This is a genomic window from Oxalobacteraceae bacterium OTU3CAMAD1, from assembly GCA_024123915.1.
Taxonomy (GTDB): Bacteria; Pseudomonadota; Gammaproteobacteria; order Burkholderiales; family Burkholderiaceae_D; genus Rugamonas.
The window spans coordinates 571,629-597,023 of the sequence record CP099650.1; the positions used below are offsets into that span (position 1 = coordinate 571,629).

Here is a 25,395-nt window from a genome sequence, read left to right on the forward strand (position 1 = left end):
TGTAAGAAGTGCCGCAGCAGCGTAGGGCGCGGCCTACACTGAACTCGTATTTCTCTCTACCCTGAAGTGGTTTTCGCCTGCGCCCCAAGCGCAGGCTTTTTTTTACCTACGGAGTTCCCATGCGTTCATCGTTCTTCCCCTTCACCGCTTCGCGCGCGTTGGCTTTGGCCGGCGCGCTGCTGCTCGCCGGGTCCCTGCCGTCGCCGGCCCTCGCGGTTCCCGTCCTCGACATGCATGCCGAGGACTTCCTGCCGATGGCGGACGATCTGAGGAAGGCGCTGAACCTGAATCCGAACCAGCAGATACTTTGGCAACAAACCGAGAGCAAGACGCGCAACCTGCTGCGCGAGCGCAAAGCCCGCCGCGAGCGCCTGCAGGCGGCAACGCAGGCCGGCACGCAGGGCGCCAACGTGGAGTTGCGCGATCTGACCAAGGCCATCGACGTGGAAACCGACGCCGCCGCCGCCGAGGAAAAGCTGCTGCGCGAATGGTGGCTGACCGTCAACGATGCGTTAAATGAAAGCCAGCGCAAGATCGTCGCGCAGCAGGTTAGCGAGCATTTGCTGCGGGTGCCGGACACCGGCGGCGGTCCGCACAGCGCCAGCGAGCGCAAGGAGGAGGGCGGCGAGCGTCGCGGCGGCGGCCGCAGGGGCGGTGGCGCCGGCGGCATAGGCGTTGGCGCGGGTGGCGCCAATATCACCTTGCCGGGTGGCGGCTAAGGAAACGCGCGGCGACCGGGCGTGTATCGTAAAGTAACAAAGCGGAACGGTGGCATTTAGACACGAGCTCAAGCGGTAGAATATTTGCGCGGCCGTCACAAGCGGCCGACAATGATGACTTGAAGTTCTAATCAAAGGACCGCCGTGAACCGCTTTCTGCTGAGTACCCTGACCCTGAGCCTGGCCGCCGCCTTCGCCTTCGCCACCGCCGCCGACGCTGAGGCGCCGCTGACGTCCGGCATCGAAGTGAAAAACATCGATCCGAGCGTGCGCGTGCAGGACGACTTCTACACCCACCTCAACGGCCAGTGGCTGAAGACGACGGAGATCCCGGCCGACAAGTCGAGCTGGGGCACCTTCGCCAAGCTGCGCGACGATACCCTGTCCGAACTGCGCGGCATCGTCGAGAAGACCGAGGCGCAACAAGGCAAGAAGGCCGGCAGCGAGGCGCAGAAAATCGGCGACCTGTACGCCAGTTTCATGGACGAGAAAAAGCTGGACGCGCTGGGCATCCGTCCGCTCACGGGCGAACTCAACCGCATCCGCGCGATCAAGGACAAGAAAGCCTTCCCGATGCTGATCGCGCGTCTGGACAAACTCGGCGTCGCCACGCCCTACGGCCTGAACGTGCGCCAAGACGCGCGCGAATCGACCAAGTACGCGGTGAGCATTTCGCAAAGCGGCCTGGGCCTGCCGGACCGCGACTATTACCTGAAAAAGGACGACGCCAAGCTGGCCGCCATCCTGGTCAAGTACGAGGCGCACATCGCCAAGACCCTGAAGCTGGGCGGCGACAAGAATCCGGAAGCCAACGCCAAGGCCATCGTCGCGCTGGAAACGGCGCTGGCCGAGGCGCAGTGGACCAAGGTGCAAAACCGCGACCCCGTCAAACGCTACAACAAGACGCCGATCGCCAAGCTGCCGGAACTGGCGCCCGCCTACGACTGGGGCCACGCGCTGGCGTCGGCCGGCGTGGCCAACAAGGTCGACTATGTGATCGTCAGCCAGCCGAGCTACCTGGCCGGCTTCAACGCGGCGCTGGAGCAGACCGACCTGGCGACGTGGAAGGCATACTTCGAATGGCAGCTGCTGCGCAGCGCCTCGCCCTACCTGTCGAAGGACTTCGCCGACGCCAGCTTCGATTTCTACAGCACCGTGCTGACCGGCGTGGCCGTGCAGGAGCCGCGCTGGAAACGCGGCGTGGCGCTGGTCGAGCGCTCGATCGGCGAAGGCCTGGGCAAGCTGTACGTGGCCGAGTATTTCCCGCCGGAGCGCAAGGCGCGCATGGACCAGCTGGTGAAGAACCTGCTGGCCTCGTACCAGACCAGCATCGACGCGCTCGACTGGATGGGGCCGGAGACCAAGAAGGAGGCGCAGGCCAAGCTGGCCAAGTTCACGCCCAAGATCGGCTACCCGAGCAAGTGGCGCGACTACTCGTCGCTGGCGATCGTCAAGTCGGACCTCATCGGCAACGTGCTGCGCGCAGCCAACTTCGCCAACCAGCGCATGATCAACAAGCTGGGCAAGCCGATCGACCGCGAGGAGTGGGGCATGACGCCGCAGACCGTCAACGCCTACTACAGCTCGACGATGAACGAGATCGTGTTCCCGGCCGCCATCCTGCAACCGCCGTTCTTCGACGTCAAAGCCGACGACGCCGTCAACTACGGCGCCATCGGCGCGGTCATCGGCCATGAGATCAGCCACGGCTTCGACGACGGCGGCAGCCAGGCCGACGGCGACGGCAACCTGCGCGACTGGTGGACCAAGGAAGACCGCGCCAACTTCAAGGCCAAGACCGACGCGCTGGTCAAGCAGTACGGCGCCTACAGCCCGATCAAGGGCTACAACGTCAACGGCGAGCTGACCCTGGGCGAGAACATCGCCGACAACAGCGGCGTGGCGATCGCCTACAAGGCCTACAAGTTGTCGCTGGGCGACAAGCCGGCGCCGGTGATCGACGGCCTCAGCGGCGACCAGCGCTTCTTCATGGGCTTCGGCCAGGTGTGGCGCGTGCGCATGCGCGACGAGCAGCAGATTTTGCAGGTGAAAACCGATCCGCACTCGCCGGGCCAGTTCCGCGCCAACGGCACCATGGTCAACCAGCCGGGCTTCTACGACGCCTTTGGCGTCAAGCCCGGCGACAAGATGTACGTGGCGCCGGAACAGCGTGTCATCATCTGGTAACAATGATATCGCTGTGATATAAAGTCGTGTCCTGCAACCCGCAAGGCCACACGGGGTCGGACCCCCGGGGTCCGACCCCTAAGCTGGGACGCGTGCGCATCGCCAAACGCGCACCGGGTTTCCCGTTTTTTACATTTGAAGGAATTTCTGTGAAACGTCATCTCGTAAGTGCATTGATGCTGAGCCTGATCGCAGGTTTGGCCGGCGCCGCGGACACCACCAAAAGTGCGACTCCGACCGCAGCCACCACCAACGCAGCCGCTAGCAAAATGACCTCCGGCATCGCCACCGAATACATCGACCCGGCCGTGCGCGTGCAGGACGACCTGTTCACCCACATGAACGGCAAATGGTTGGCCACGACGGAAATTCCGGCCGATAAGGCCAGCTGGGGCAGCTTCGCGAAACTGCGCGACGATATCCAGCCGCAACTGCGCGCCATCATCGAAGGCGCCGCCAACCAGCCGAACAAGGCCGCCGGTTCCGACGCCCAGCGCATCGGCGACTTCTACGCCAGCTTCATGGACGAGGCCAAGCTCGAGCAACTGGGCGTGACGCCGCTCAAGGCCGAGTTCGACCGCATCGCCGCCGTCGGCGACAAGAAGCAATTGCCGGCGCTGATCGCGCACTTCAACCAGATCGGCGTGAGCGCGCCCTACACCTTCGGCATCCACCAGGACAACAAGGATTCGACCAAGTACGTGGCCGACCTGTACCAGAGCGGCCTGGGCTTGCCGGACCGCGACTACTACCTGAAAGCCGACGACGCCAAGCTGGCGGACGTGCTGGCCAAGTACGAGTTGCACGTCGGCAAGATGCTGACGCTGGCGGGCGATCCGCACGGCGCCGTCACCGCGCACGGCATCGTCGAGTTCGAGAAGGAACTGGCCAAGCTGCAATGGACCAAGGTCGAGCTGCGCGATCCGATCAAGGCCTATAACAAGGTCGAGGTCGCCAAGCTGGGCGCGATGGCGCCGGGCTACGACTGGAACGCCTACCTGGACGGCACCGGCATCGCCGGCAAGGCCAGCTATGTGATCGTCAGCCAGCCGAGCTACCTGAAAGGCATGGCGGCGCTGCTGGACAAAACCCCGCTGGAAACCTTGAAAGCCTATTTCCACTGGCACACGGTGCGCGCATTCGCACCCTACCTGAGCAAAGCCTATGTGGACGAGAACTTCTCCTTCTACGGTACCGTGCTGAGCGGTGTGACCGAGCAGCGTCCGCGCTGGAAGCGTGGCGTTTCGGTGGCCGAGGGCGCGCTGGGCGAGGCGGTCGGCAAGCTGTACGTCGAGCAGCATTTCCCGGCGGACCGCAAGGCGCGCATGGAAGCGCTGGTCAAGAACCTGCTGGCGTCGTACAAGACCAGCATCGACAAGCTGGATTGGATGAGCCCGGTCACCAAGAAGCAGGCGCAAATCAAGCTGGCCAAGTTCACCACCAAGATCGGCTATCCGAACAAGTGGCGCGACTACTCGAAGCTGGAAGTGGCCAAGGACGACCTGGTTGGCAATGTGATCCGTTCGACCCAATTCGAGTACAACAAGGAATTGAACAAGCTGGGCAAGCCGATCGACCGCGACGAGTGGGGCATGACGCCGCAAACCGTCAACGCCTATTACAACCCGGAGATGAACGAGATCGTGTTCCCGGCGGCCATCCTGCAGGCGCCGTTCTTTAACGCCGACGCCGACGACGCAGTCAACTACGGCGCCATCGGCGGCGTGATCGGCCACGAGATCAGCCACGGCTTCGACGACCAGGGCGCCCAGTACGACGGCGACGGCAACCTGCGCGACTGGTGGACCAAGGCCGACCACAAGAACTTCGCGGCCAAGACCAAGATGCTGGTCAAGCAATACAGCGAGTTCAGCCCGCTGCCGGGCTACAACGTCAACGGCGAGCTGACCCTGGGCGAGAACATCGCCGACAACAGCGGCGTGGCGATCGCCTACAAGGCCTACAAGCTGTCGTTGAACGGCAAGCCGGCGCCGGTGATCGACGGCCTGACCGGCGACCAGCGCTTCTACATGGGCTTTGCGCAGGTGTGGCGCATGAAGATGCGCGAAGCGGCGCAGATCCAGCAGATCAAGACCGATCCGCACTCGCCGGGCCAGTACCGCGCCAACGGCACGATGCGCAACCAGCCGGGCTTCTATGACGCCTTCGGCGTCAAACCGGGCGACAAGATGTACCTGCCGCCTAAAGACCGCGTCATCATGTGGTAAAAAGCAGATGAAAAAAAACCCCCGCCACGGCGAGGGTTTTTTTTCGTCGGTGCGCTCCGGTCAGAGCTTGTTGGTCGGTACCGGTTTGCCCTTTTGTATCTTGGTCAGGTACACCGTGTTCAGGCCCTGGTGGTCGGTGGGGCTGAAGGCAATGTCGAGTCCGCCGAGGTTGACGCTCAGTTTTTCCATCGCCGCCAGGAAGCTGGCGCGCGTCAGGTCCGGCCCGGTCTTCTTCAAGGCTTCGACCAACGCCACTGCGTTGATATAGCCTTCCAGCGACGTGTAGTCGCCGTCGTTGACGCCGGCGGCCTTCATGTCGGCGCGGTACTGCTTAACGATGGGAATCGATTCGTCGAACGGCGACGGCACCACCTGCGTGATGTAGACGCCTTCGGCCGCGTCGCCGGCCGCCTTGATGAAGTTGGCGGTGCCGACGAACGACAGGTTGAAGAACTTCGGCTTGAAGCCGGCGGCGGCGGCCTTCTGCACGAACGCCGCGCAAGCTTTATAGGTGCCGACCATCAGCACCGCCTCCGGCTTGGCGGCGATCAGCGCGGCCAGGCCGGCGTCGACGTCCTCGGTGTTGCGCTGGTAGAAGCCCTCGCCGGCCATCGTCATTTTGCGCTTTTGCAGCGAGACCTGCAGACCTTCCTTGCCGACCTTGCCGTAGGTGTCTTCCTGGTAGAACAGGCCGATCTTGGTGACGCCGGCATCGGTGACCAGGCGCTCGACCTGCAATTCGATTTCATTGAAGTAGGACGAGCGGATGTTGAAGACGTTCTTGTTCAGCGGCGTGCGCAGGAATTCGGCGCCGGTGAACGGCGCGAAGAACGGAATATTCGCCTCGTTGACCAGGGACATCGCGGCCTTGCTGGTCGGCGTGCCGACATAGCCGAACAGCGCAAACACGCCATCCTTCTTGATCAGCTTTTCGGTGGCGGCGGCGGTGCGCGGCGGATCGTAGCCGTCGTCCTCGCTCACCAGGGTGATCTTGCGGCCATTGACGCCGCCGGCGGCGTTGATCTTTTTGAAGTAGGCCTCGGCGCCGGCCTTGATGCCCAGCCCCAGTCCGGCAGTCGGTCCCGTTTGGGCGTTGGCCATGCCGATCTTGATCTCGGTGGCGGTGACGCCGGGTTCCGCCGAGGCGGTCGAGACCAGCGTTGACAACAGCAATCCCAGCGCAGCGGTAAACAATTTGTTTTTCATATTATTGCTTCCATAGTATGCCGGCGCACCGGCGTTACAAAATCGAATAATTGCCCGACGAGAACTGTTACCTCACCTTAGTCCTTTGTGTGTCGCGTGACAAGGCCGGTTTTGCAACGTTTGGCTAGCCAAATGCGAGTCGCCCGGGACGGCCGCGTACTGGTAAACTGGGGGTTCTACTCCATAGGAAAGCCGTCTTCATGCGTCTGCGTTATCTGGCACCGATATTTTTTCCACTGTTGCTCGGCGGCTGCGGCGAGTCCTATACGCCCGGCAATCTTTACATGGCGACCACGCCCGAGTGCAAGACGTGGCAGGACGGCTCGCGCTTTGAACTGCCGCGCGGCATGAGCGTGGCGACCACGCCGCCGGTCACGTTGCCGGAGGGCGGCGCGGAGTTCACTTTCGTGTACATCATCCCGCGTGGCGAGCGTGCGCGTTTCCTCACACGCGATTACAACGTCACCGCGCCGAAGGGGGCGGTGCTGCACAAGGCCGAGCTGGTCACGTTGTATCAGCGCACAACCAACTCCCGGCCGGAGATCGTCGACTCGATTCCCAAGGTGCCGGACATGTTCGTCGCCAGCGCGTCTGGTGAGGAGACGTTGTGGCGGGTGCGGGTGCGGGTCAAGGCAAAGCTGCCGGAGCGTTTCGACATCGTCTCGCCGGGGTTCGAGATCGGGTTGAAGGAATATCCGGTGCGCACGTTCACCTACCGCTACTTCCCGGAGCGCAAAGCGTTCGGGTTGTGCAGCTAGGCTGCGTAGCGAGGCCAGCGACGTTTGAATAAACGTGGATCCACGTAGGGCGGATTAGGCGGAACGCCGTAATCCGCCAATCCATGAGCCGTCGAAACGCATGCATGGCGGATTACGCTGCGCTAATCCGCCCTACGTGTCTCCGAGGTTTGCAGGCGTTCGCGGCCTCGTGCGATTGCGCGGATTTCCGCAAAACCGTCTGCGCGGATTGTGGTTTGCCGCAGTAGCCGTCGATCTCCACATTCCCTCATCCTTTAAGAATCAAGCACTTGCCACCCACCCGGGCGCTGGCACAGAAGCTGCAATGTCTCCACCAACAACAACCACAATGGAGACAAGTAATGCCTAAATTCGTGCCCAAATTCCGTCTGTTAGCCCTGACCGCCGCCATCGCCTTCGCATCCACCGCGCAAGCGCAGGAAGTGGTCCGCCTCGGCAACCTCAAATTCGCCCACTACGGCGCCGTCTCATACATCAAGGAAATCGCACCGAAGTGCGGCCTCAAGGTCGAAGAGCACATCTTCGCCAAAGGCCCCGACGTCATGCAAGCCATCCTCGCGGGCGAGCTCGACGTTGGCGCCACCGCCTCGGAAGCGGCCATCTCCGGCCGCGCCAACGGCGCGCCGATCTACGTCGTGGCCGGCTTCGCCAAAGGCGGCGCCCGCCTTGTCGCCCGTCCCAACGAAGGCATCAAGTCCATCAAGGATTTGAAAGGCAAGAAAGTCGGCGTCACGCGCGGCGGCATTCACGAGGTGCTGCTGATCGCCGAACTGGCGCAAGCCGGCCTGACCTCGTCCGACAAGCCGGGCAAGGACGTGCAGCTGGTGTTCCTCGCCTTCGCCGACCTGAACCAGGCGCTGATGGGCAAGAACCTCGACGCCATCATGCAGAGCGAGCCGCAGTCGTCGCAGGCCATCAACAAGGGCTACGGCGTCGAAGTGATGAAGCCGTACGACACCGCCATCGGCGAGCCGGTGCGCACCCTGGTGATGAGCGAGAAGTTCTACAACGAGAAGCGTCCGCTGGCGCAGAAGTTCATGAACTGCTTCGTCCAGGCCACCAAGACCTTCATCGACAACCAGGCCGTGGCCGAGAAATACGTGCGCGAATCGATGTTCAAGAACCAGATCACCAAGGACGACTTCGAGGACGCGATCAGCAATTCGCCTTACAGCTACGACGTCACTGCCGAGCACATCCAGATCACCACCGACATCATGCTCAAGACCGGCGTTGGCCGCATGAGCAAGCCGCCGGTCGCCAAGGATTGGGTCAAGACCGATTTGCTGGACGCGTCGAAGAAAAGCCTGGGCATCAAATAAACCCATCATAAAGCAGGAGACACCATGAACAAACAAGACTGGCGCCAGAGCGCCACCGGGGCGGTGGTCCCGATTCTGATCGTCGTGCTGTGGCAGGCCAGCGCCATGCTCGGCTGGGTCAATCCGCAAGTGCTGCCGTCGCCGGTGGCGGTGGTCAGCAAATGGATCGAGTATCTGTTGCCGCTGACCGCCTACGATCCGGCGGCCAGCTCGTGGCTGAGCTGGGCGTTCTCCGGCGAACTGCTGGGCGACACCTTGAGCAGCCTTTACCGCGTGGTGGTCGGCTTCGCAGTGGGCGCCGGCCTGGCCTTGCCGCTGGGTCTGATGATGGGCGCGAGCCAGCGCATGTATGCCTGGCTCAATCCGCTGATGCAGGTGCTGCGGCCGATTCCGCCGATCGCCTATATTCCGCTGGCCATCCTGTGGTTCGGCCTGGGCAACGCGCCGGCCGTGTTCCTGATCGCGCTCGGCGCCTTCTTCCCGGTGTTGGTCAACACCATCGCCGGCGTGCGCCAGGTCGACGGCATCTACATCCGCGCCGCCCGCAATCTGGGCGTCAACCAGCGCACCATGTTTATCCGCGTGATGCTGCCGGCGGCCGTGCCGTACATCCTGTCGGGCGTGCGGATCGGCATCGGTACCGCTTTCATCGTCGTGATCGTCTCGGAGATGATCGCCGTGAACAACGGCCTCGGCTTCCGCATCCTCGAAGCGCGCGAATACTTCTGGTCGGACAAGATTATCGCCGGCATGATCAGCATCGGCCTGCTGGGCCTGATCATCGACGTGGGCATGAACAAACTGAATAATCATTTGCTGCGGTGGCACCGTGGTCTGGAGAATTAATATGAACGCTACCCATATTCAAGTCAGCGGCGTTAACAAAGTCTTCAAGACCGACAGCCGTGACGTTGTCGCACTGAAGGACATCAACCTCGACATTCCACAGGGCCAGTTCGTCTGCCTGCTGGGGCCTTCGGGCTGCGGCAAGTCGACCCTGCTGAACGCGGTCGCCGGCTTCTCGTTGCCGTCGTCCGGCACCATTACCGCCGACGGCAAGCTGGTCACCGGTCCGGGACCGGAGCGCGGCATGGTGTTCCAAGAATACGCGCTGTTCCCGTGGATGACGGTGGAAAAGAACATCGCCTTCGGCCTGGAGATCAAGGGCATGGACCAGTCCGCGATCACGGCCAAGGTCGATGAGCTGCTGGCGATGTTGTCGCTGAGCGATTTCCGTCACCGCTTCCCGAAAGATCTGTCGGGCGGCATGCGCCAGCGGGTGGCTATCGCCCGCGTGCTGGCGCTGGACTCGCCGATCATGCTGATGGACGAGCCTTTCGGTGCTTTGGACGCGCTGACGCGCCGCAATCTGCAAGACGAGCTACTGCGCATCTGGGCCGAGCTGAAGAAGACCATCATCTTCGTCACCCACAGCATCGAGGAAGCGATCTACCTGGCCGACCGCATCGTGGTGATGACCTACCGTCCCGGCACCGTCAAGCGCGACATGCTGGTCGACCTGCCGCGCCTGCGCGATCCAGCCGCCGCCGAGTTCAACGCTCTCAAGCGCGAACTGGGACAACTGGTCATGGAAGAGCAGCAACGTCACCACAACGACGAGATGCGGATGGCCGCAGTAGATTAAAATCATTTGGCCACCTGACCACTGTTCCACGTAGGGCGGATTAGGCGGAACGCCGTAATCGGCCAATGCGTGCGCCGTCGAGACGCATGCATGACGGATTACGCTACGCTAATCCGCCCTACGTGTTTCAGAAGAGCTCGTGTGAAGTAGAATCCGTTGATGCGCGCCAAAAAACCCCTGCTCCTTCTGTTCGCGTTGATCTGCGCGGTGGGCGTCATCGCCGGTTCGTATCTGGCCGGCACCTCGCGCGCCCGCGCCGACCTGCGCTTGCAAGGCCAGCGGCAATTGCAGCTGATGGCGCCGGACCTGCAATCGCTGCTGCAAAAATACGAGACGCTGCCGTTCGTGCTCGGCTTCCAGCCCGACCTGATCGAAGCGCTGGCGAACCCGTCCGACGCGCGCGCGATCAGCCGCCTCAACAGCACCTTGAAAACCATCCAGCAACAGGCCAACGTCGGCGCCATCTACGTGATGGACCGCGACGGCCTGACCATCGGCGCCAGCAACTGGGACCAGCCGCTGGGCTTTGTCGGCAAAAACTTTTCCTACCGCCCCTACTTCGACGCCGCGCTCAAGGGCAGGGCGGGGCGCTTCTACGGCATCGGCACCAGCACCACCGAGGCCGGCTACTTCATCGCCCAGCCTGTCTACGGCAACGGCAGCGCCGGCGGACCGGTCACCGGCGTGGTCGCCGTCAAGATCAGCCTGGCCGACTTCGAACGCACCTGGCGCAGCAGCGACGATGCCATCGTGCTGGCCGATCGCAGCGGCGTCATTTTCCTTAGCAACCGGCCGGACTGGATCTACCGCAGCCTGACCCCGCTGGACGCCGCCACCGAGCGTCAACTGGCGCATACCCAGCAATACATGGGCAAGACCGTCACGCCGCTGAGTGGCCAGCCCGACCTGTTCGTCACGCAGTCGGTCGGGCAGCTGGGCTGGCAGCTGATGCTGTTCCCCGGGCAGTCGCGAGTGCTGCGCGCCGGCCTGCAATGGGCGCTGGCGGCGGTCCTGTTGCTGGCTTGCGCCGCGCTGGCGGGCTGGGCCTCGCACCAGCGCCGGCGCCGGCTGGAGGAGCGGCTGGCCTCGCGCGCCGCGCTGCAAAAGGCTGAGCTGGAGCTGCACGACAAAATCGTCGAACGCACGCAGCAGCTGCGCACCACCAACCAGCACCTGGAAAGCAAGTACGCCAAGCTGCAGGAAACCGAGCACCTGCTGCGCTCGACGCAGAACGAACTGGTCCAGGCGGGCAAGCTGGCGATGCTGGGACAGATGGCGACAGGGATCACCCATGAACTGAACCAGCCGCTTGCCGCAATTCGCGCCTTTGCCGACAACGCCCGCGTCTTCCTTGAACGCGGGCAGGGAGAGCAGGTCGCGGGCAATCTCGGCCATATCAGCGAGGCGAGCGCGCGCATGGGCGCCATCATCGGCCAGCTCAAGGGATTCGCGCGCAAGGATGAAACCCTGGGTACGGTCGAGCTGGCCACGTCGGTGCGGGCGTCGGCCTTCTTGCTGGAGAGCGAATTCCGCCGCCACGCCGTCAGCCTCGATATCGACGTCGGCGTGGAGAATCTGAAAGTGACCGGCGACAGCGTGCGCATCGAACAAGTGCTGATCAACCTGCTGCGCAACGCGCTTGACGCCGTCGAGAGCACCGAGCGTCGCCTTGTCGCCATCCGCCTCGCGCGCGACGGCGACAGCGCGCTGGTCAGCATCAGCGACAGCGGCGAAGGCATCCCGGAGCAAGTGGTAGCGCACCTGTTCGAGCCGTTTTTCACCACCAAGCCGTCCGGCAAGGGCCTGGGCTTGGGGCTGGCGATCTCGTCGTCGATCGTGCAGGCGATGAACGGCCAGCTAACGGCGCATAATCAGACCGACGGCGGCGCGCGCTTCGAGCTGCGCCTTCCACTACAAAAGCAAGGAGCATGACGTGCAGGCCATCCTGATCGAAGACGAAGCCGCGCTGCGGCTGGCCACCAGCCAGACGCTGGAGCTGGGCGGCTTCAGCGTGCAAGCCTGCGCCAGCGCGGAGGAGGCGCAGGCGCTGCTGCGTGCCGACTACGCCGGCGTCATCGTCACCGACGTGCGCCTGCCCGGCCGCTCCGGCCTCGAGTTGCTGGCGCAGATCGCCGCGCTCGACGCCGAGTTGCCGGTCATCGTCGTCACCGGCCACGGCGACGTCGAGATGGCGGTGGCCGCCATGCGTGGCGGCGCCTACGACTTCATCGAAAAGCCCTTCGCCAGCGGCCGCCTGCTGGACGCCGTGCGGCGCGCGCAGGAGCGGCGCCGCCTGGTGCTGGAAAACCGCCAGCTGCGCACCGACCGCGCCCAGCATCCGGACCTGCCCGACCTGATCGGGCGCTCGGCCGCCATCGAGCAATTGAAGGTCCTGGTGCGCAACGTCGCCCCGTCCGGCGTGGACGTGCTGATCAACGGCCAGACCGGCACCGGCAAGGAAGTCGTCGCCCGCCTGCTGCACGCGGCAAGCGGACGCAAGGGCAATTTCGTCGCCATCAATTGCGGCGCGCTGCCTGAATCGGTGTTTGAAAGCGAGATCTTCGGCCACGAGGCGGGCGCTTTCACCGGCGCGCAAAAGCGCCGCGTGGGCAAGCTCGAGTTCGCGCAGGGCGGCACCGTCTTCCTCGACGAAATCGAAAGCATGCCGATGGCGTTGCAGGTCAAGCTGCTGCGCGTGCTGCAGGAACGCAAACTCGAGCGCCTGGGCGGGAACGACTCGGTCGCGCTGGAATGCTCGATCGTCGCCGCCACCAAGGTCGATCTGCTGCAGTTGAGCGCGCAGGGCCACTTCCGCGAAGATTTGTATTATCGGATTGGCGTGGTCAGCATCGACCTGCCGCGCCTGCGTGACCGGCGCGAGGACATTCCGCTGCTGCTGGCGCACTTCACCGCAGACGCCGCCGCCCGCTACCGGCGCCCTGTGCCGGCTTGGACCGCGCAGCAAATGGCGCAATGGCAGGCCGAGGACTGGCCGGGCAACGTCCGCGAACTGCGCAATTTCGCCGAGCGGCTGGTGCTGGGGATCGTCGCCGCGCCCGTGAATGCGCCGGCCGCCGTGGCCGGCGATGCCATCTCACTGCCGCAGCGGGTCGACCACCATGAGCGCGAATTGATCGTCCAGGCGCTGGCGGCTGTCGACGGCAACGTCGGCCTGGCGGCCGACAACCTGCTGGTGCCGCGCAAGACGCTGTACGACAAGCTGAAGAAGTACCAGATCGGCACCGGCCGCGTGAACAAGGAGTAACGACCAAAGGCCCTGAACCAACCCGTGCGCCTTGAGCGATACGCTCGCGTTACCACTTAGGGGTCGTACACCTCGGGGTACGACCCCGTCAGGCCGTGCGGGTTAAAAAAAACCGGCCTGAAGCCGGTTTTGATGTGGTGCCGCGTTCCGCTTATTTAGGATTGGCCGGATCGACGGTTTTTTCAGGTCCCGGGGCTGCTGGAGCCGCTGGAGCCGCCGGCACTTCCGGTTCCTTGAACTTGCCGCCGGACTTGTTGGCCATGAAGACCACGGCGCGCGCCACTTCCACATCGTCCAGATCCGGGTTGCCGCCTTTGGCCGGCATCGCGCGCAAGCCTTCGATCGCGTGCTTGACGATAGTGTCGTAGCCTTGCGCGATTCGGGCGGCCCAGCCGCCGGCGTCGCCGACTTTCGGGGCACCGGCGACGCCGGCGCCATGGCAGGCCGCGCAGGTGGAGGTATAGATGGCTTCGCCCGATTGCAGCACCTTCGGCGCGTTCACATCCTTGAACGTGAAGCCGGCATCGGCGACGGGGGAGAGACGGGCGGCGACTTGTTCCGGTGCCTGGCTGTTGGAGCCGGCGCCGGTCAATTTATCTTCCGTGACGTACTTGACGAGCAGGATGATGCCTAAGACGGTGACTAAGAAAAAGCCGATCACAGCAGCTGCAAGCTGTTTGGGTGTTCTGATTGCGGATTCGTGTTCGTTATGTGCGTCGCTCATGATTTCCTTAACAGACTATTGTCGAGCCGGGGTGGCGTGCGAAAAACTGATCAAGCAGCTGCCTTGCAAAACCTTCACCAAACGGGCGATTATAGACTCAAAAATCCCTGTATGGAAACGCAAAGGTGCTCAAAACGACACTTTACGTGGACGGGAAGCGATAAAAACGGTATCCTACGGCTCACTTCAAGAAATCCCCCTACGCGGCTGTAGCTCAGTGGATAGAGTATTGGCCTCCGAAGCCAAGGGTCGTGGGTTCGATCCCCGCCAGCCGCACCAGTTTTTCCCATAAAATCAAGAGGTTAGCCATTGCAAGACAATGCAATGTTTAGCGATATTATGCGTGGGTTGGCACACTGGCTGTGCCAAATTTGTGCCGTGTTTTTGTTGCATAGGAACATCAGCTTCCCGTCCTCGGATAATGCCAAGCAGTTCAGAACATTTTCACAGGGGTGTGAGACTTTTTGAAGTAGATGCGACGCAAAGTGCAGCAGTTCCGGCCGCCGCCCATCTCGTTCTGCTAATGGCTGCGACAATTTTCGCTGAATAGTTGCGACTAAACCCGAGGGATGTCGAAATGGCTGCGGGTAACTTCGTCCTTGACCTGACGTCCGAATTAATGCCGCCGCAGATCCAGGGATCTGGGACCGGCTGCTTCCGCACCCGAAGCGGACCTTTATAAGTACGGCATTGGGGTGAGCCCGAATCAACCGGAAACGCTGAGGCATCGATAAGTGTACGCGGTGGTTTTTGGCGAGCCGTTGGCGCGAATTGAAGGCTGTTTGTCCTGGGACCGAAGATGTTGCCGGGTAAGCTAGACGCATCACCTTGCCAGGATGCCTACTATGCCCAGATACCCATCCACCGCAGCGCAGATGTCGCCGCCTGAGCGCCCAGTCTTGCCGACTCGACAGGATGACGTCGGCCGTCCCCAGGCCTATCGCTGTGGATGTTGCATGCCGCGCGGCGACTATCTCGCGCTGTTGGCGTTACACGACAAGAACATGCGCCGCGTCCGCGCGAAAGCCGGCGCCGCGTCCGAATGGACCGTGCCGGGGCCGCTGACCAATTCCTTAACATGGACTTGCGCAGCCCATCGGTGGAGCACTCACATGCCGGCCCTGGCTGGGGGTAGTGGGGCTGCGGGTCACATGGCGTCCTCGTCCACCGGTGCTGTGCCTGCAGCGGGCCTGCGGCGGCGCACGGCTGACCTGACGGCCGCGCCTGGAGGGGTCGAGCGGGTGTTTGTGGGCGGTCGCATCTTCACCGCCAACCGCGACCACCTGTGGGCCGAGGCGTTGGCGGTTGATCAAGGCTGCATCGCCGCTGTCGGCGACCGTGCCGCTATCGAAAAGCTCATCGGCAGGGATACCGAGGTCTTCGAGCTGGACGGGCGGCTCGTCATTCCCGGCTTCAACGACGCGCACATGCACCACACACCCGACCCGTGCGGGATACGCTTGCCGAGCGACCCGATCGCCGACACCGGGTTCCACGAGCTCGGGGCGATGATCCAGACGGCGGTCCAGTCGTGCGACCCTGGCACTTGGATTTATGGCGTTATGGGCATGCGCTTGCTCGTCGATCGGGCTGTCAATCGCGACAACCTCGATCTGCTCGCGCCGCACCATCCGTTGATCCTGCTGGGCTTCACCAACCATACCAACGTCTTGAACAGCGAGGCGTTGCGTCGCCTTGGGATCGCGGACGACACCCCCGATCCAATCGGCGGCTACTACGAGCGCGTTCCCGGCTCGGCTCGGCTGTCGGGGCGTATCAACGAATATGCCCAGTGGGGGCCGCAACGCAGCTTCGCCTCGATGGCTAGCGTGGACGAGGGCGTCGCCAGTCTGCGTTCGTTGTCGGAGGAATGCGTCCAATGGGGCATCACCAGCATTCAGAACATGTCTTGGACGCCGGCGGAACGCTACCTGGAGATGCTGCGCTCGGCGGACCTGCCGATCAAGGTTCGCGTCATCCGCTTCCCGTCGTCTGGGCCGGCGGGCCGTCTCGTCAGCGAGGGCAGAGGTCTTCCAAAGGCTGTTGGCGCGCGTATCCGCGTTGACGGCACCAAATGGATCCTTGACGGCACGCCGGTCGAGCGCGGCGCCGCCCTGGGCCGGCCGTATGGCGACGATCCGGCCACCTGTGGTCGTGAGAACTTCTCCGCCGCCGAGGTCCGCGAGATGTTGCGCGAAAACTTGGCGCTGGGCGAGCCATTGCTGTTACATGCCATTGGCTGGCGTACCCTGGAGACCGTGCTCGATTCTGTCGAGTCCTTCGGGCCGGAGATTGACTGGCGCGCTGCCGGCTTGCGTATCGAGCACGGCGATGGTTTGAGTCCGTCGCAAATCGGTCGTGTCAAGGCGCTGGGACTGGTCGTGACGCAGAATCCTACGCATTTCCTGCTGCCGCAAGCCTATGGTCCGCGTTTCGGCGCGGCCGCCCCGTATGCCGCCTTTCGCTCGCTGTTCGATGCGGGCGTGCCGATGGCGATCGGCTCGGACGGGCCGCTGAATCCTTTTCTCGGCTTGTTCGCCGCGATCGTCCATCCAAGCCGTCCCGAGGAAGCTGCGACCCTTGAGGAGGCGCTGATCGCTTACACCTACGGCAGTGCGGTGGCCGAGGGCCAAGGCGAGCGCAAAGGCCGCCTGAGGCCCGGCGCGGCGGCCGATCTGGCCGTGTTGTCGCAAGACATTTTCACGCTGCCGCCGCAGGCACTTGCAGCCACGTGCAGCTTGCTGACCATGGTGAACGGAGCTGTTGTGTATGAGGCCCGCTGACCAGTCGCGTTTTCCTTCTTTTTGCACTCGATATTTGACGAAAGTAAAGCCATGCTGACCGCAATCTATAGGACGCTCAATAGTTGGTCCATGTTGACGAAGATGATCATCCTGGTCGTCATCGGGGCCACATCGTCGACCGTACTGGGCATCAGTGGCATTGTGGGCAGCCGGCATGTCATGGTCGCCGCCGGCTTGGCGCAGAACCAGCCGTCCGCCTGCGGGGGTATAACAGTATGCTTGCGCAGCATCGACCTCAAGGCCCGCCAGATCCAGACGGTGGCGGTCGTCGTCACGCTGCTCACCGTGGCAATCCTGCCAGGCGGATTTTTGCTCGTCACACTGTCGGTGGTGTCGCGGGTGCGCCGCGCCGAGCAGGCAGCCACGCGCATCGCGCAGCGCCATCTGTCTGACGCGGTGGCCATCGAAGGGAGCGACGAAATGGGGCGCCTCCTATTCGCGCTGGAGAACATGCGGTGCTCACTGGGCGACACGGTGCGCGACGTTCGTCTGGCAACCGAGGCGGTCGCCGATGCCAGTGCCGACATTGCCGCCGCCAACGGTGATCTGTCGCTCCGAACCGAGGATCAGGCGCTGCGCGTACGGCAGACCGTTGGCGCGGTGGGACAGCTTAGTGATGCCGTGCGCGCCAGCCTCGAGAATACTTGCCAAGCCGCCCGCTTGTCCGAAAGCGCGAGTGCCGTGTGCGATGCAGGGGACCGCGCGATGGGGCAGGTCATCGAACGCATGCAAAGCATCGGCGCGAGTTCCAAAAAAATTTCAGACATAATCGGCGTCATTGATGGCATCGCTTTCCAGACCAACATCCTGGCGTTGAACGCGGCGGTCGAAGCCGCACGCGCCGGCGACGCTGGACGCGGCTTCGCCGTCGTCGCCAGCGAGGTGCGTGGTCTTGCCCACCGCACCGCAACTGCCGCACGGGAGGTAACGGCGCTCATCGGCGACGCCGCAGCGCAGGTCGAGCATGGGACGGCGCTGGTTGGCGACGCCGGCCGCACCATGGCCGATATCAAAAATTCTGTTTCCCAAGTCAATAACATCATTGGCGAGATCAGTCGCGCCAACGCCGACCAAGGCGCGCGCATCACCGAGATCGACGCCGCCACCGGCGGCCTGGACGCTGCCACGCAGGGCAATGCGGCGATGGTCGAACAATGCGCTGCCGCCACCGTCAGTTTGCGCGATATGGCTGGTTCGCTGCGCCGTTCGGTTGGACAGTTTAAGCTCGGCTAGCTCACCCTTGCAGCGCGCAGGAGACGTTAAGGCGCGCCCGCCGCAGCGTTCTTGCGATACTGTTCCGGGCTCATGCCGCAGTAGCGCAGGAAGCTGCGGCGCAGGTTTTGCTCATCTCCGAAGCCGCAGGTGCGCGCAATCTGTTTGGCGCTCGCGTTCGTATCGGCCATCGCGCGCAGCGCGGCCTCCATGCGTAGCATGTAAATCGCTTTGGCCGGGGTTGTCCCCGTTTGTTCTGCGTAGCGCCGTGAAAACGTTCTTGGCGTCATGCCGACCTGCGCGGCCAGCACTTCGACCGAAAGATCGTCGGAGAGACGCTCCATCGCCCACGCGTGCAGCCGGCTGAATTGCCGGTCGGCGGTCGATTGCGTCGACAGCGCGGCCGACACCTGTGCCTGCTCGCCGCCCCGTTTGACGAACACCACGATCGATCTCGCCGCCTCCATCGCGGCCGCATAGCCTTCGTCGTCCTCCAAAATGGCCAGCGCCAAGTCCAACGCCGCCGTAAACCCTCCCGACGTCCACAGCCCGCCATCGCGCAGATAGACTCGGTCGGGATCGATCCGCAAGCCCGGGTAGCGTCTGGTGAGCATATCGGTCGACTGCCAATGCGTGGTGACCTTGCGCTGCCCGATGAGGCCGGCCTCGGCCAAAAGGAAGGTGCCGGTGCAAATGCCGCACAAGCGTCTGGCGCGGTGTCCTTCACGGGCCAACCAATCGATCAGATCAGCGGGCATTGGTGGATCGTGCGGCGGGCCGCCGCCGGGGACGACCAGGGTGTCGATGGTGTCGAGGTCGATCGACGACAGGGCGGTGGTTTCGATGACGATGCCAGAGAAGGTCCGGATCGGCAGACCGGCGACCGAGGCGACGATGACCCGGTAGCCGGCGCTGCCGGGCGGGCGTATGAAGCGCGTCGCCACAGCGAACACGTCGGCCACGCCGCAGACGTCGGACACGGTCACTTCGTCGAAGGCGATGATAACGACGGTGCGCGGCACGCCGGGTGGCGCGGTGTGGAAGTCGCTGGAGGTGGCCATAAATGTCTGTTAATTCCGGGTAGATATGGGTTAAAGGATGCATGATTTCCGGACCGTTGGCAATTGGCGCCAGAGCTGTCCGTTTTTGATGGCCAATTGACCGGTTGCCGTCAAGTTCCGATGCTAACCTCGCCTTTCATCGTTGCACTTTGCAAGCCCTGCGGCTCTCCGCCAAGGCGATAGATGGACTTTTTCACCAGCGGCGCGAGCGCCAGGGAAACATTGAAATGAAGATATTTTGCAACACTGTGAACGGGGAGCCGGTGAGTTCGCCGACCACTTTCGGATCGGTCAATCCGGCCACGGGGCAGGAGCTGGGCAGGGTGCCGGCGTCGACGCCGGAGCAGGTGGACGCTGCGGTTGAGGCCGCAAGAGCGGCCCAGCCGGCTTGGGCGGCCCTGCCGGACGGCCGGCGCCGCGAACTGATGATGGCAGTGGCCGATGTGCTGCGGGACAATGCCGATCTGCTGGCCGATTACGTCACGCGGGAGCAAGGCAAACCGCTCGGTGGCCTCGGGCCGGGCCAGGTGCCCGGATCGCGCTTCGAGCTGTGGGGGTGTGAGACGTGGACCCGGGTGCCGGCCGGCCTCGAGGTGCCGGTGGAGGTGGTGTTCGAGGACGACACACGGCGCGACGAGCTGCACCGCCGACCCTACGGCGTGGTCGCGGCCATCGCCCCGTGGAACTGGCCGTTGCTGATCGCTGTCTGGCAAATCATTCCGGCGCTGCGCGCGGGTAATACCGTCGTGCTCAAGCCGTCCGAGTACACCAGTATCTGCACCCTGGAAATGGTGCGCTTGATCGCCGCCGTGTTGCCGCCGGGCGTGCTCAACACCGTGAGCGGCGACGGGGCCGTGGGCGCGACATTGGTGAACAACCCGCAGATCGACAAGATCACCTTCACCGGTTCGAGCGCGACGGGGGCCAAGATCAGCGCTCTGGCGGCGCGCCACCTGACGCCGACGACGATGGAGCTGGGCGGCAACGACGCCGGCATCGTGCTGGCTGACGCCGACCCCAAGGCCATCGCCATGGGCCTGTTCTGGGGCGCCTTCCTCAACATGGGCCAAACCTGCGCGGCCCTCAAACGCCTGTATGTGCACGCCAGCGTGCACGACGCCGTGGTCGGCGAACTGGCTGACCTGGCACGCGCGATGCCGATGGGTGACGGCCTGCTGCCAGACGTGGTGGTTGGTCCGATCCAGAACCGTATGCAATACGACAAGGTCGAGCGCCTGCTCGCTGCGGCCGTGCGCGGCGGCGCGCGCGTGGTGTGCGGCGGCGAATCGCCCGGTGGTCCCGGCAACTTCTTCCCGTTGACCCTGGTGACCGACATCGCCGACGGCGCCGCACTGGTCGACGAGGAACAGTTCGGCCCTGTGTTGCCAATCATTCGCTATACCGACATCGACGACGCGGTGCGCTCGGCCAATGGGCTGGCAGTCGGGTTGGCTGCCTCGGTGTGGAGCGCCGACGTTGCCGCTGCCAAGGCGGTGGCGCTGCGACTCGAGGCCGGCACCGTGTGGATAAACCAGCACGGCATGGTCCATCCCATGGTGCCTTTCGGCGGTAGCAAGCGTTCCGGCTGGGGCACGCAATTCGGCCTGGACGGTCTCAAGGCGGTCACCCAGGCGCAAATCATCAGTTTGCCGAAATAAGTCCTGCAGGCGTGCCCTGCGAATCAAGGACATTTTTTATCACCACTAGAAAGGTAAATCATGCAACACATTTTCATCGAACTCTGGAAATTCAAAGACAGCTGGCACCAGCTCGGTGTCGAGGGCCGGGCGGCTTATGTCGAGAAGCTGGTGCCCGCCGTGCAGGGTATGCTGGCCGCCGGTGTCGAAATCGTCTCTTGGGGGTATAACGAGCAGGGCGTCGACCAGCGGGTCGACTACGACGTGTTCGCCGTGTACCGCCTGCCCAACCGGGCGCTGTACGAGCAATTGCAAAGCTCCATTAGGGCCTCGGGCTGGTATGAGTATTTTCATCATGTGAACGCGGGAGGCGTCGCGATGAGCCCGCAGGCCATCTTGGGCGAGCACATCGCGCTGGCGCCGCCGTCAACCTTCAGCGAGGACATCGGCGTTGCCATGACCGGCGAGCGCCACACCATCGAGGTGAACGGGCTCAACATGAGCGTCGCCGTGCAAGGCCGGGGACGACCGATCGTGTTCTTGCATGGCGACATAGGTCAGGCCTATATGTGGCGCAATGTCATGCCTTATGCTGCCAGCCACGGCCAAGCCATCGGTGTCGATCTGATCGGCATGGGCGCATCGGCCAAGCTGCCCGATTCGCGCGACGGCGCCTACTCGTTCGACACCCATTATCGCTATCTGGAGCAACTGCTCGCGCAGATGGGGGTGACCAAGGACGTGGTTTTCGTGACCCATGACTGGGGATCGAATCTGGCGTTCGAGTGGGCCATGAACCATCCCGGCGCTGTCGCGGGCATCGCCTACTGCGAGCCGGTAACGCCGCCGTTCGATTGGAGCGACTGGACGCCGATGATCGAGCCGCTGTTCCGGGGACTGCAATCCGAACAGGGCGAAGCCATGCAGCTTGCTAACAATGCGTTTGTCGAGGCGCTGCCGATGGGCGTGCTGCGCACGCTCGCGCCGGCCGAACTGGCAGCGTGGCGCCGTCCCTTCGAACAAGCCGGCGAAGACCGACGCCCGGCGCTCGACTGGCCGCGCCAAGTGCCGCTTGGCGGTGCCCGGCCCGACGTGCGCGAACGCGTGGAAGCGCATAGCGCGTGGATGGCGCGTAGCAGTATTCCCAAGCTGTTTATGCGCGGCGAGCCGGGTGCGCTCACCTTCGGCAAACGCCTGGAAGCGTTACGCCAGTGGAAAGAACAGAAGGAAGTCGCGGTGCGTGGCGTGCACTGGCTGCCGGAGGACGACCCGCACGCCATGGGCCGGGCGTTGAACGACTGGCTCGGCACGCTCGGTCGTTAGGCCGCGCGACATCCTCGTGTATGGCGCTGCGACGGGAGGCTTGCCTCACAGTCCCATACACCTTGCCTCATAAACCTTTTCTCAGGTCATCATGAAGATACTTGCAACATTGTTTCCGCAGTTCACGGCGATCGACTTGATCGGTCCGACCAACTGCTGGATGTTTATTCCTGGCGTAGAGATCCAGCTGGCGGCTGCGCGGCCCGGCCCGGTACGCACCGATATCGGGCTCGATATCGTGGCGACGCATGACTTTGACAGTTGTTTCCAGCAACCCGACGTGCTGTTGGTGCCGGGCGGCGGCGGCGGCGTGTTCCGCGCACTCCAGGACGACCAGTTTCTCGACCACCTCGCCCGCCTGGGCAAGGACGCGGGCTGGGTCACCAGCGTGTGTAACGGCTCGCTGCTGCTCGGGGCCGCAGGATTGTTGCGCGGCTACCAGGCCGCTTGTTACTGGTATTCGCGCGAATACCTGCGCCGCTTCGGCGCCGAGCCGGTCGACAAGCGCACGGTCATCGACCGCAACCGGGCTACCGGCGGCGGCATGACGGCCGGCATCGACTTCGGCTTGGAAATGATGGGCCTGTGGGGGGGCACGGCGGCCGGCCAATTGACCGAATTGAGCATGGAGTATGCGCCCCGTCCACCTTTCGGTACCGGCTTGCCTGAACTGGCGCCGCCCGAGATCCTGGCGCGGGCACGCGCGATCCTGGACATCGAAATGCCCAATGCATTGGTCGACCAAGCCGCTATCCGGCGTGGATTCATATAAGAACAACAGCGCCGCCGGATCCCGGCGGCATAACACGCCATATCTGGAGGGGACATAAGATGAAAATCAAAAACAATATTCACACAGGCGGCGCGCGCGCGTGGTCGCTTATCGCCGTATTCGCGGCTGCGTCGATGGCCAGTCCGGTCCAAGCCACCGAAAACGGCGGCTCGCAGTATCGTAACGGCGCCGAGGGATTTTTCGGCTGTTGCGCGCTGCCGCCACCCGGCATCTATGAGATGCTTTATGTGCAAAGGTACCGCGCGGACAAGCTCTACGGCGACCACGGCCAGGTGGTCTCGCCGCCCGGTTTCGACGTCGCAGCCAACGCCATCATCGTCCGCGCGCTGTGGGTCACCTCGGTCGAGATAGCCGGCGCCAAACTGGCGGCCCATGCGATTTTGCCGCTGGTCGACCTCGACCTGCAAATCATGCCAGGAATCGGGCAGCGTCACCGGGGTGCGGGCGACCTGACGATGGGCGCCGGCTTGGGCTGGCAACTGGGCCCGGCACTGCACGCGGTAGTGGCGCTCGACACCTACATACCCACCGGACGTTACCGGAGCACCGACATCGCCAATATCGGGCGCAACTATTGGGCGGTGCAGCCCATCGCCGCGCTGACCTGGCGCCAGCGCGAAGGACTGAACGCCGATGTCAAGGCGATGTGGACCATTAACGCCCGCAACAGCGACACCGATTACCGCTCTGGCCAGGAGGCGACCGCCGACTATTCGCTGGGCTGGGCGTTCGGCAATGGTTGGACGGTCGGGATCGGGGGGTACGCCTATCAGCAAGTCACCAACGACGAGCAGGGCGGTGCGACGATAGTTGGCAACAAGGGAAGAGCTTTCGCCATCGGCCCGGCGATCCAGTTCCAGGCCGCTAATGGATTCCAAATCAGCGCAAAGTTCGAACGCGAATCCAGGGTTCGCAACCGGCCAGGTGGCGAGAGCTTCTGGCTGAAGGGTATATTCCACTTCTGACTGCGAACGATAGCGATCGCGGGGCTCCAGGAAGGCCTGCCTTGCCAGGCAGGTCTGTTGCGCGGTGGCGCGTCACACCGCCCCAATTGACATCGCCGTCCCGGTCCAAGTCCTTAAAATAGCCTGTCATCCTGACAGGACTTCCCATGCAAATATCGCGGTCGATCGTATCGCGTGGAAAGCTACCACCCGCGTTTTCCCTAGCTTCGAGGCTTGGCGCGTGATCCCGTCAGAATGCGCGGGCCGAACGCCAGCACGACGTCGCGTACCAGGCCTGCGGAGCTGTGCGATCCCAGTTTCTCCTTCACGGCGGCGCGGTGCACGTCGACCGTTCGGGCGCTGATGTTTAGCTCGCGCGCGATGACCTTGCTGGCGTCGCCGCGCAGCATGCCGTCGAGCACCTCGCGCTCGCGCGGACTGAGTTGCTTGAGCCTTTCGCGCAGCTCGACCCGCTTGGCGCGCTCCGGAAAACGCTTTTCCTCCTCGCCCAGCACCAGCTGGATGCGGTCCAGTATCTGCTGCGAGTTGTACGGTTTTTCGAAAAAGTCGATGGCGCCGGCGCGCAGCGCCCGCACCGACATCGGAATGTCGCCGTGCCCGGAGACGAAGATGATCGGCAGCTCGCTGCCCAGCTCCTTCAACCGCTCCTGCAGCTGGAAGCCGCTGATTTCTGGCATGCGCACGTCCAGCACCAGGCATGCAGGAACCTGCGCGTCATAGGCGGCAAGAAACGCCGCTGCGCCGCCAAAGCAGGCAGTGCGGATATTCACCGAATTGAGCAGCCATGCCAGCGACGTGCGGGCGCCGTCGTCGTCATCGACGATATACACCACGGAAGTTTCCATCTTTTTCTTCTCCATCTCTGCGTCTCGACTACGTAATTTCCCTATCCGGACTGGCGTTCTGCCGCATTGCCCGGGGCTGGCGCGTCCCGTATTCTAGCCATAAACCCGCTGTGCACCGCCCACAACCACCCAGGAGACTTGCATGAGTACTGCCACCGTCAAACCCGCCGCTTCACCGGCCGCCCTGACCCCGCGCCAGACCGCCTTCCGCCATGCGATGGCGCATCTGCCCGCGGCCGTGTGTATCATCACCACCCATGGCAGCGCCGGCCGCTGCGGCATCACCGCCAGCGCCGTGTGCTCGGTCACCGACAGCCCGCCGACGGTGCTGGTCTGCATCAACCGCAACAGTGCCATGCACGACGTGTTAAAACAAAACGGCCACCTGTGCGTCAATGTGCTCAGCGGCGAGCACGAGCAACTGGCCATGCATTTCTCCGGCGCCACCAAGGTGGCGATGGACGAGCGCTTTACCTTCGACGACTGGCAGGCTGGCGTGTCTGGGCAGCCGGTGCTCGCCGGCGCGCTGGTCAAGTTGCAAGGGCACATTCAGGACGTCAAGGAGGTCGGTTCGCACTCGGTGCTGTTCGTCGAGCTGGACGATATCGACGTCAGGGAAGAGCGCGACAGCCTGATATATTTCAACCGCCTGTTCCACACCGTGCGTCCCACTCGCGCTGTCGCCTGATCGCGCCGCTCCC

At 63.5% G+C, this 25,395-nt stretch carries 20 protein-coding genes and 1 tRNA gene; 17 read left to right on the plus strand and 4 right to left on the minus strand.

The window, feature by feature from the left end; genetic code table 11:
- The first annotated feature begins 119 nt into the window (after positions 1-119).
- The 3 genes from NHH88_02410 (at position 120) to NHH88_02420 (ending at position 5,134) form a co-directional block, all read left to right on the plus strand.
- Positions 120-719, plus strand: a complete 600-nt coding sequence (locus NHH88_02410) for a hypothetical protein (protein ID USX14668.1) — start codon at positions 120-122, stop codon at positions 717-719.
- Positions 720-863: 144 nt separating this feature from the next.
- Positions 864-2,906, plus strand: a complete 2,043-nt coding sequence (locus NHH88_02415; GenBank protein ID USX14669.1) for a M13 family peptidase — start codon at positions 864-866, stop codon at positions 2,904-2,906.
- Between the two features lie 269 nt (positions 2,907-3,175).
- Positions 3,176-5,134: a M13 family peptidase gene (locus tag NHH88_02420; protein USX17514.1), complete on the plus strand. Its 1,959-nt coding sequence runs from the start codon at positions 3,176-3,178 to the stop codon at positions 5,132-5,134.
- A gap of 60 nt (positions 5,135-5,194) precedes the next feature.
- Here the strand turns inward: NHH88_02420 and NHH88_02425 are convergent, their stop codons facing one another.
- On the minus strand, positions 5,195-6,340 hold the full coding sequence (locus NHH88_02425; protein ID USX14670.1) for an ABC transporter substrate-binding protein: 1,146 nt from the start codon (positions 6,338-6,340) through the stop codon (positions 5,195-5,197).
- 200 nt (positions 6,341-6,540) lie between these two features.
- Between NHH88_02425 and NHH88_02430 the strand changes: the two genes are divergently transcribed.
- The 6 genes from NHH88_02430 to NHH88_02455 all read left to right on the plus strand — a co-directional run bounded on the left by NHH88_02430 (position 6,541) and on the right by NHH88_02455 (position 13,330).
- The gene (locus NHH88_02430; protein USX14671.1) at positions 6,541-7,098 is read left to right on the plus strand and encodes a hypothetical protein; all 558 of its coding nucleotides are present in this window, start codon (positions 6,541-6,543) and stop codon (positions 7,096-7,098) included.
- A gap of 341 nt (positions 7,099-7,439) precedes the next feature.
- The gene (locus tag NHH88_02435) at positions 7,440-8,420 is read left to right on the plus strand and encodes an ABC transporter substrate-binding protein (protein ID USX14672.1); all 981 of its coding nucleotides are present in this window, start codon (positions 7,440-7,442) and stop codon (positions 8,418-8,420) included.
- A 24-nt stretch (positions 8,421-8,444) separates the two neighbouring features.
- Positions 8,445-9,266 carry an ABC transporter permease gene (locus NHH88_02440; protein USX14673.1) on the plus strand — a complete coding sequence of 274 codons (822 nt, stop codon included), beginning with the start codon at positions 8,445-8,447 and terminating at the stop codon, positions 9,264-9,266.
- Position 9,267: 1 nt separating this feature from the next.
- Complete coding sequence (locus NHH88_02445; protein USX14674.1) at positions 9,268-10,065, plus strand: ABC transporter ATP-binding protein; 798 nt, start codon at positions 9,268-9,270, stop codon at positions 10,063-10,065.
- A 159-nt stretch (positions 10,066-10,224) separates the two neighbouring features.
- Positions 10,225-11,997: an ATP-binding protein gene (locus NHH88_02450; protein ID USX14675.1), complete on the plus strand. Its 1,773-nt coding sequence runs from the start codon at positions 10,225-10,227 to the stop codon at positions 11,995-11,997.
- A gap of 1 nt (position 11,998) precedes the next feature.
- Complete coding sequence (locus NHH88_02455; GenBank protein USX14676.1) at positions 11,999-13,330, plus strand: sigma-54 dependent transcriptional regulator; 1,332 nt, start codon at positions 11,999-12,001, stop codon at positions 13,328-13,330.
- Between the two features lie 151 nt (positions 13,331-13,481).
- Here NHH88_02455 and NHH88_02460 read toward each other — a convergent pair whose 3' ends face one another.
- Positions 13,482-14,054 carry a c-type cytochrome gene (locus NHH88_02460; GenBank protein ID USX14677.1) on the minus strand — a complete coding sequence of 191 codons (573 nt, stop codon included), beginning with the start codon at positions 14,052-14,054 and terminating at the stop codon, positions 13,482-13,484.
- A gap of 203 nt (positions 14,055-14,257) precedes the next feature.
- Here NHH88_02460 and NHH88_02465 point away from each other — a divergent pair.
- The 3 genes from NHH88_02465 (at position 14,258) to NHH88_02475 (ending at position 18,091) form a co-directional block, all read left to right on the plus strand.
- Positions 14,258-14,333, plus strand: a tRNA-Arg gene (locus NHH88_02465).
- A gap of 677 nt (positions 14,334-15,010) precedes the next feature.
- Entirely contained in the window at positions 15,011-16,837 is a 1,827-nt protein-coding gene (locus tag NHH88_02470) for an amidohydrolase (GenBank protein ID USX14678.1), read from the plus strand.
- 51 nt (positions 16,838-16,888) lie between these two features.
- Entirely contained in the window at positions 16,889-18,091 is a 1,203-nt protein-coding gene (locus tag NHH88_02475; protein USX14679.1) for a methyl-accepting chemotaxis protein, read from the plus strand.
- 26 nt (positions 18,092-18,117) lie between these two features.
- Here the strand turns inward: NHH88_02475 and NHH88_02480 are convergent, their stop codons facing one another.
- Positions 18,118-19,131 (minus strand): DJ-1/PfpI family protein, encoded by a 1,014-nt coding sequence (locus tag NHH88_02480; protein ID USX14680.1) that lies wholly within the window; start codon positions 19,129-19,131, stop codon positions 18,118-18,120.
- A gap of 227 nt (positions 19,132-19,358) precedes the next feature.
- Here NHH88_02480 and NHH88_02485 point away from each other — a divergent pair, with 227 nt between their 5' ends.
- The 4 genes from NHH88_02485 (at position 19,359) to NHH88_02500 (ending at position 23,849) form a co-directional block, all read left to right on the plus strand.
- Positions 19,359-20,789, plus strand: a complete 1,431-nt coding sequence (locus NHH88_02485; protein ID USX14681.1) for an aldehyde dehydrogenase family protein — start codon at positions 19,359-19,361, stop codon at positions 20,787-20,789.
- A 60-nt stretch (positions 20,790-20,849) separates the two neighbouring features.
- Positions 20,850-22,091, plus strand: a complete 1,242-nt coding sequence (locus NHH88_02490; protein ID USX14682.1) for a haloalkane dehalogenase — start codon at positions 20,850-20,852, stop codon at positions 22,089-22,091.
- 91 nt (positions 22,092-22,182) lie between these two features.
- On the plus strand, positions 22,183-22,863 hold the full coding sequence (locus NHH88_02495; GenBank protein USX14683.1) for a DJ-1/PfpI family protein: 681 nt from the start codon (positions 22,183-22,185) through the stop codon (positions 22,861-22,863).
- Between the two features lie 59 nt (positions 22,864-22,922).
- Positions 22,923-23,849 (plus strand): transporter, encoded by a 927-nt coding sequence (locus NHH88_02500; GenBank protein ID USX14684.1) that lies wholly within the window; start codon positions 22,923-22,925, stop codon positions 23,847-23,849.
- A 200-nt stretch (positions 23,850-24,049) separates the two neighbouring features.
- Here the strand turns inward: NHH88_02500 and NHH88_02505 are convergent, their stop codons facing one another.
- Entirely contained in the window at positions 24,050-24,694 is a 645-nt protein-coding gene (locus NHH88_02505) for a response regulator (protein ID USX14685.1), read from the minus strand.
- A 142-nt stretch (positions 24,695-24,836) separates the two neighbouring features.
- Here NHH88_02505 and hpaC point away from each other — a divergent pair, with 142 nt between their 5' ends.
- Positions 24,837-25,382: a 4-hydroxyphenylacetate 3-monooxygenase, reductase component gene (hpaC, locus tag NHH88_02510; GenBank protein ID USX14686.1), complete on the plus strand. Its 546-nt coding sequence runs from the start codon at positions 24,837-24,839 to the stop codon at positions 25,380-25,382.
- The last annotated feature ends 13 nt before the right edge of the window (positions 25,383-25,395 follow it).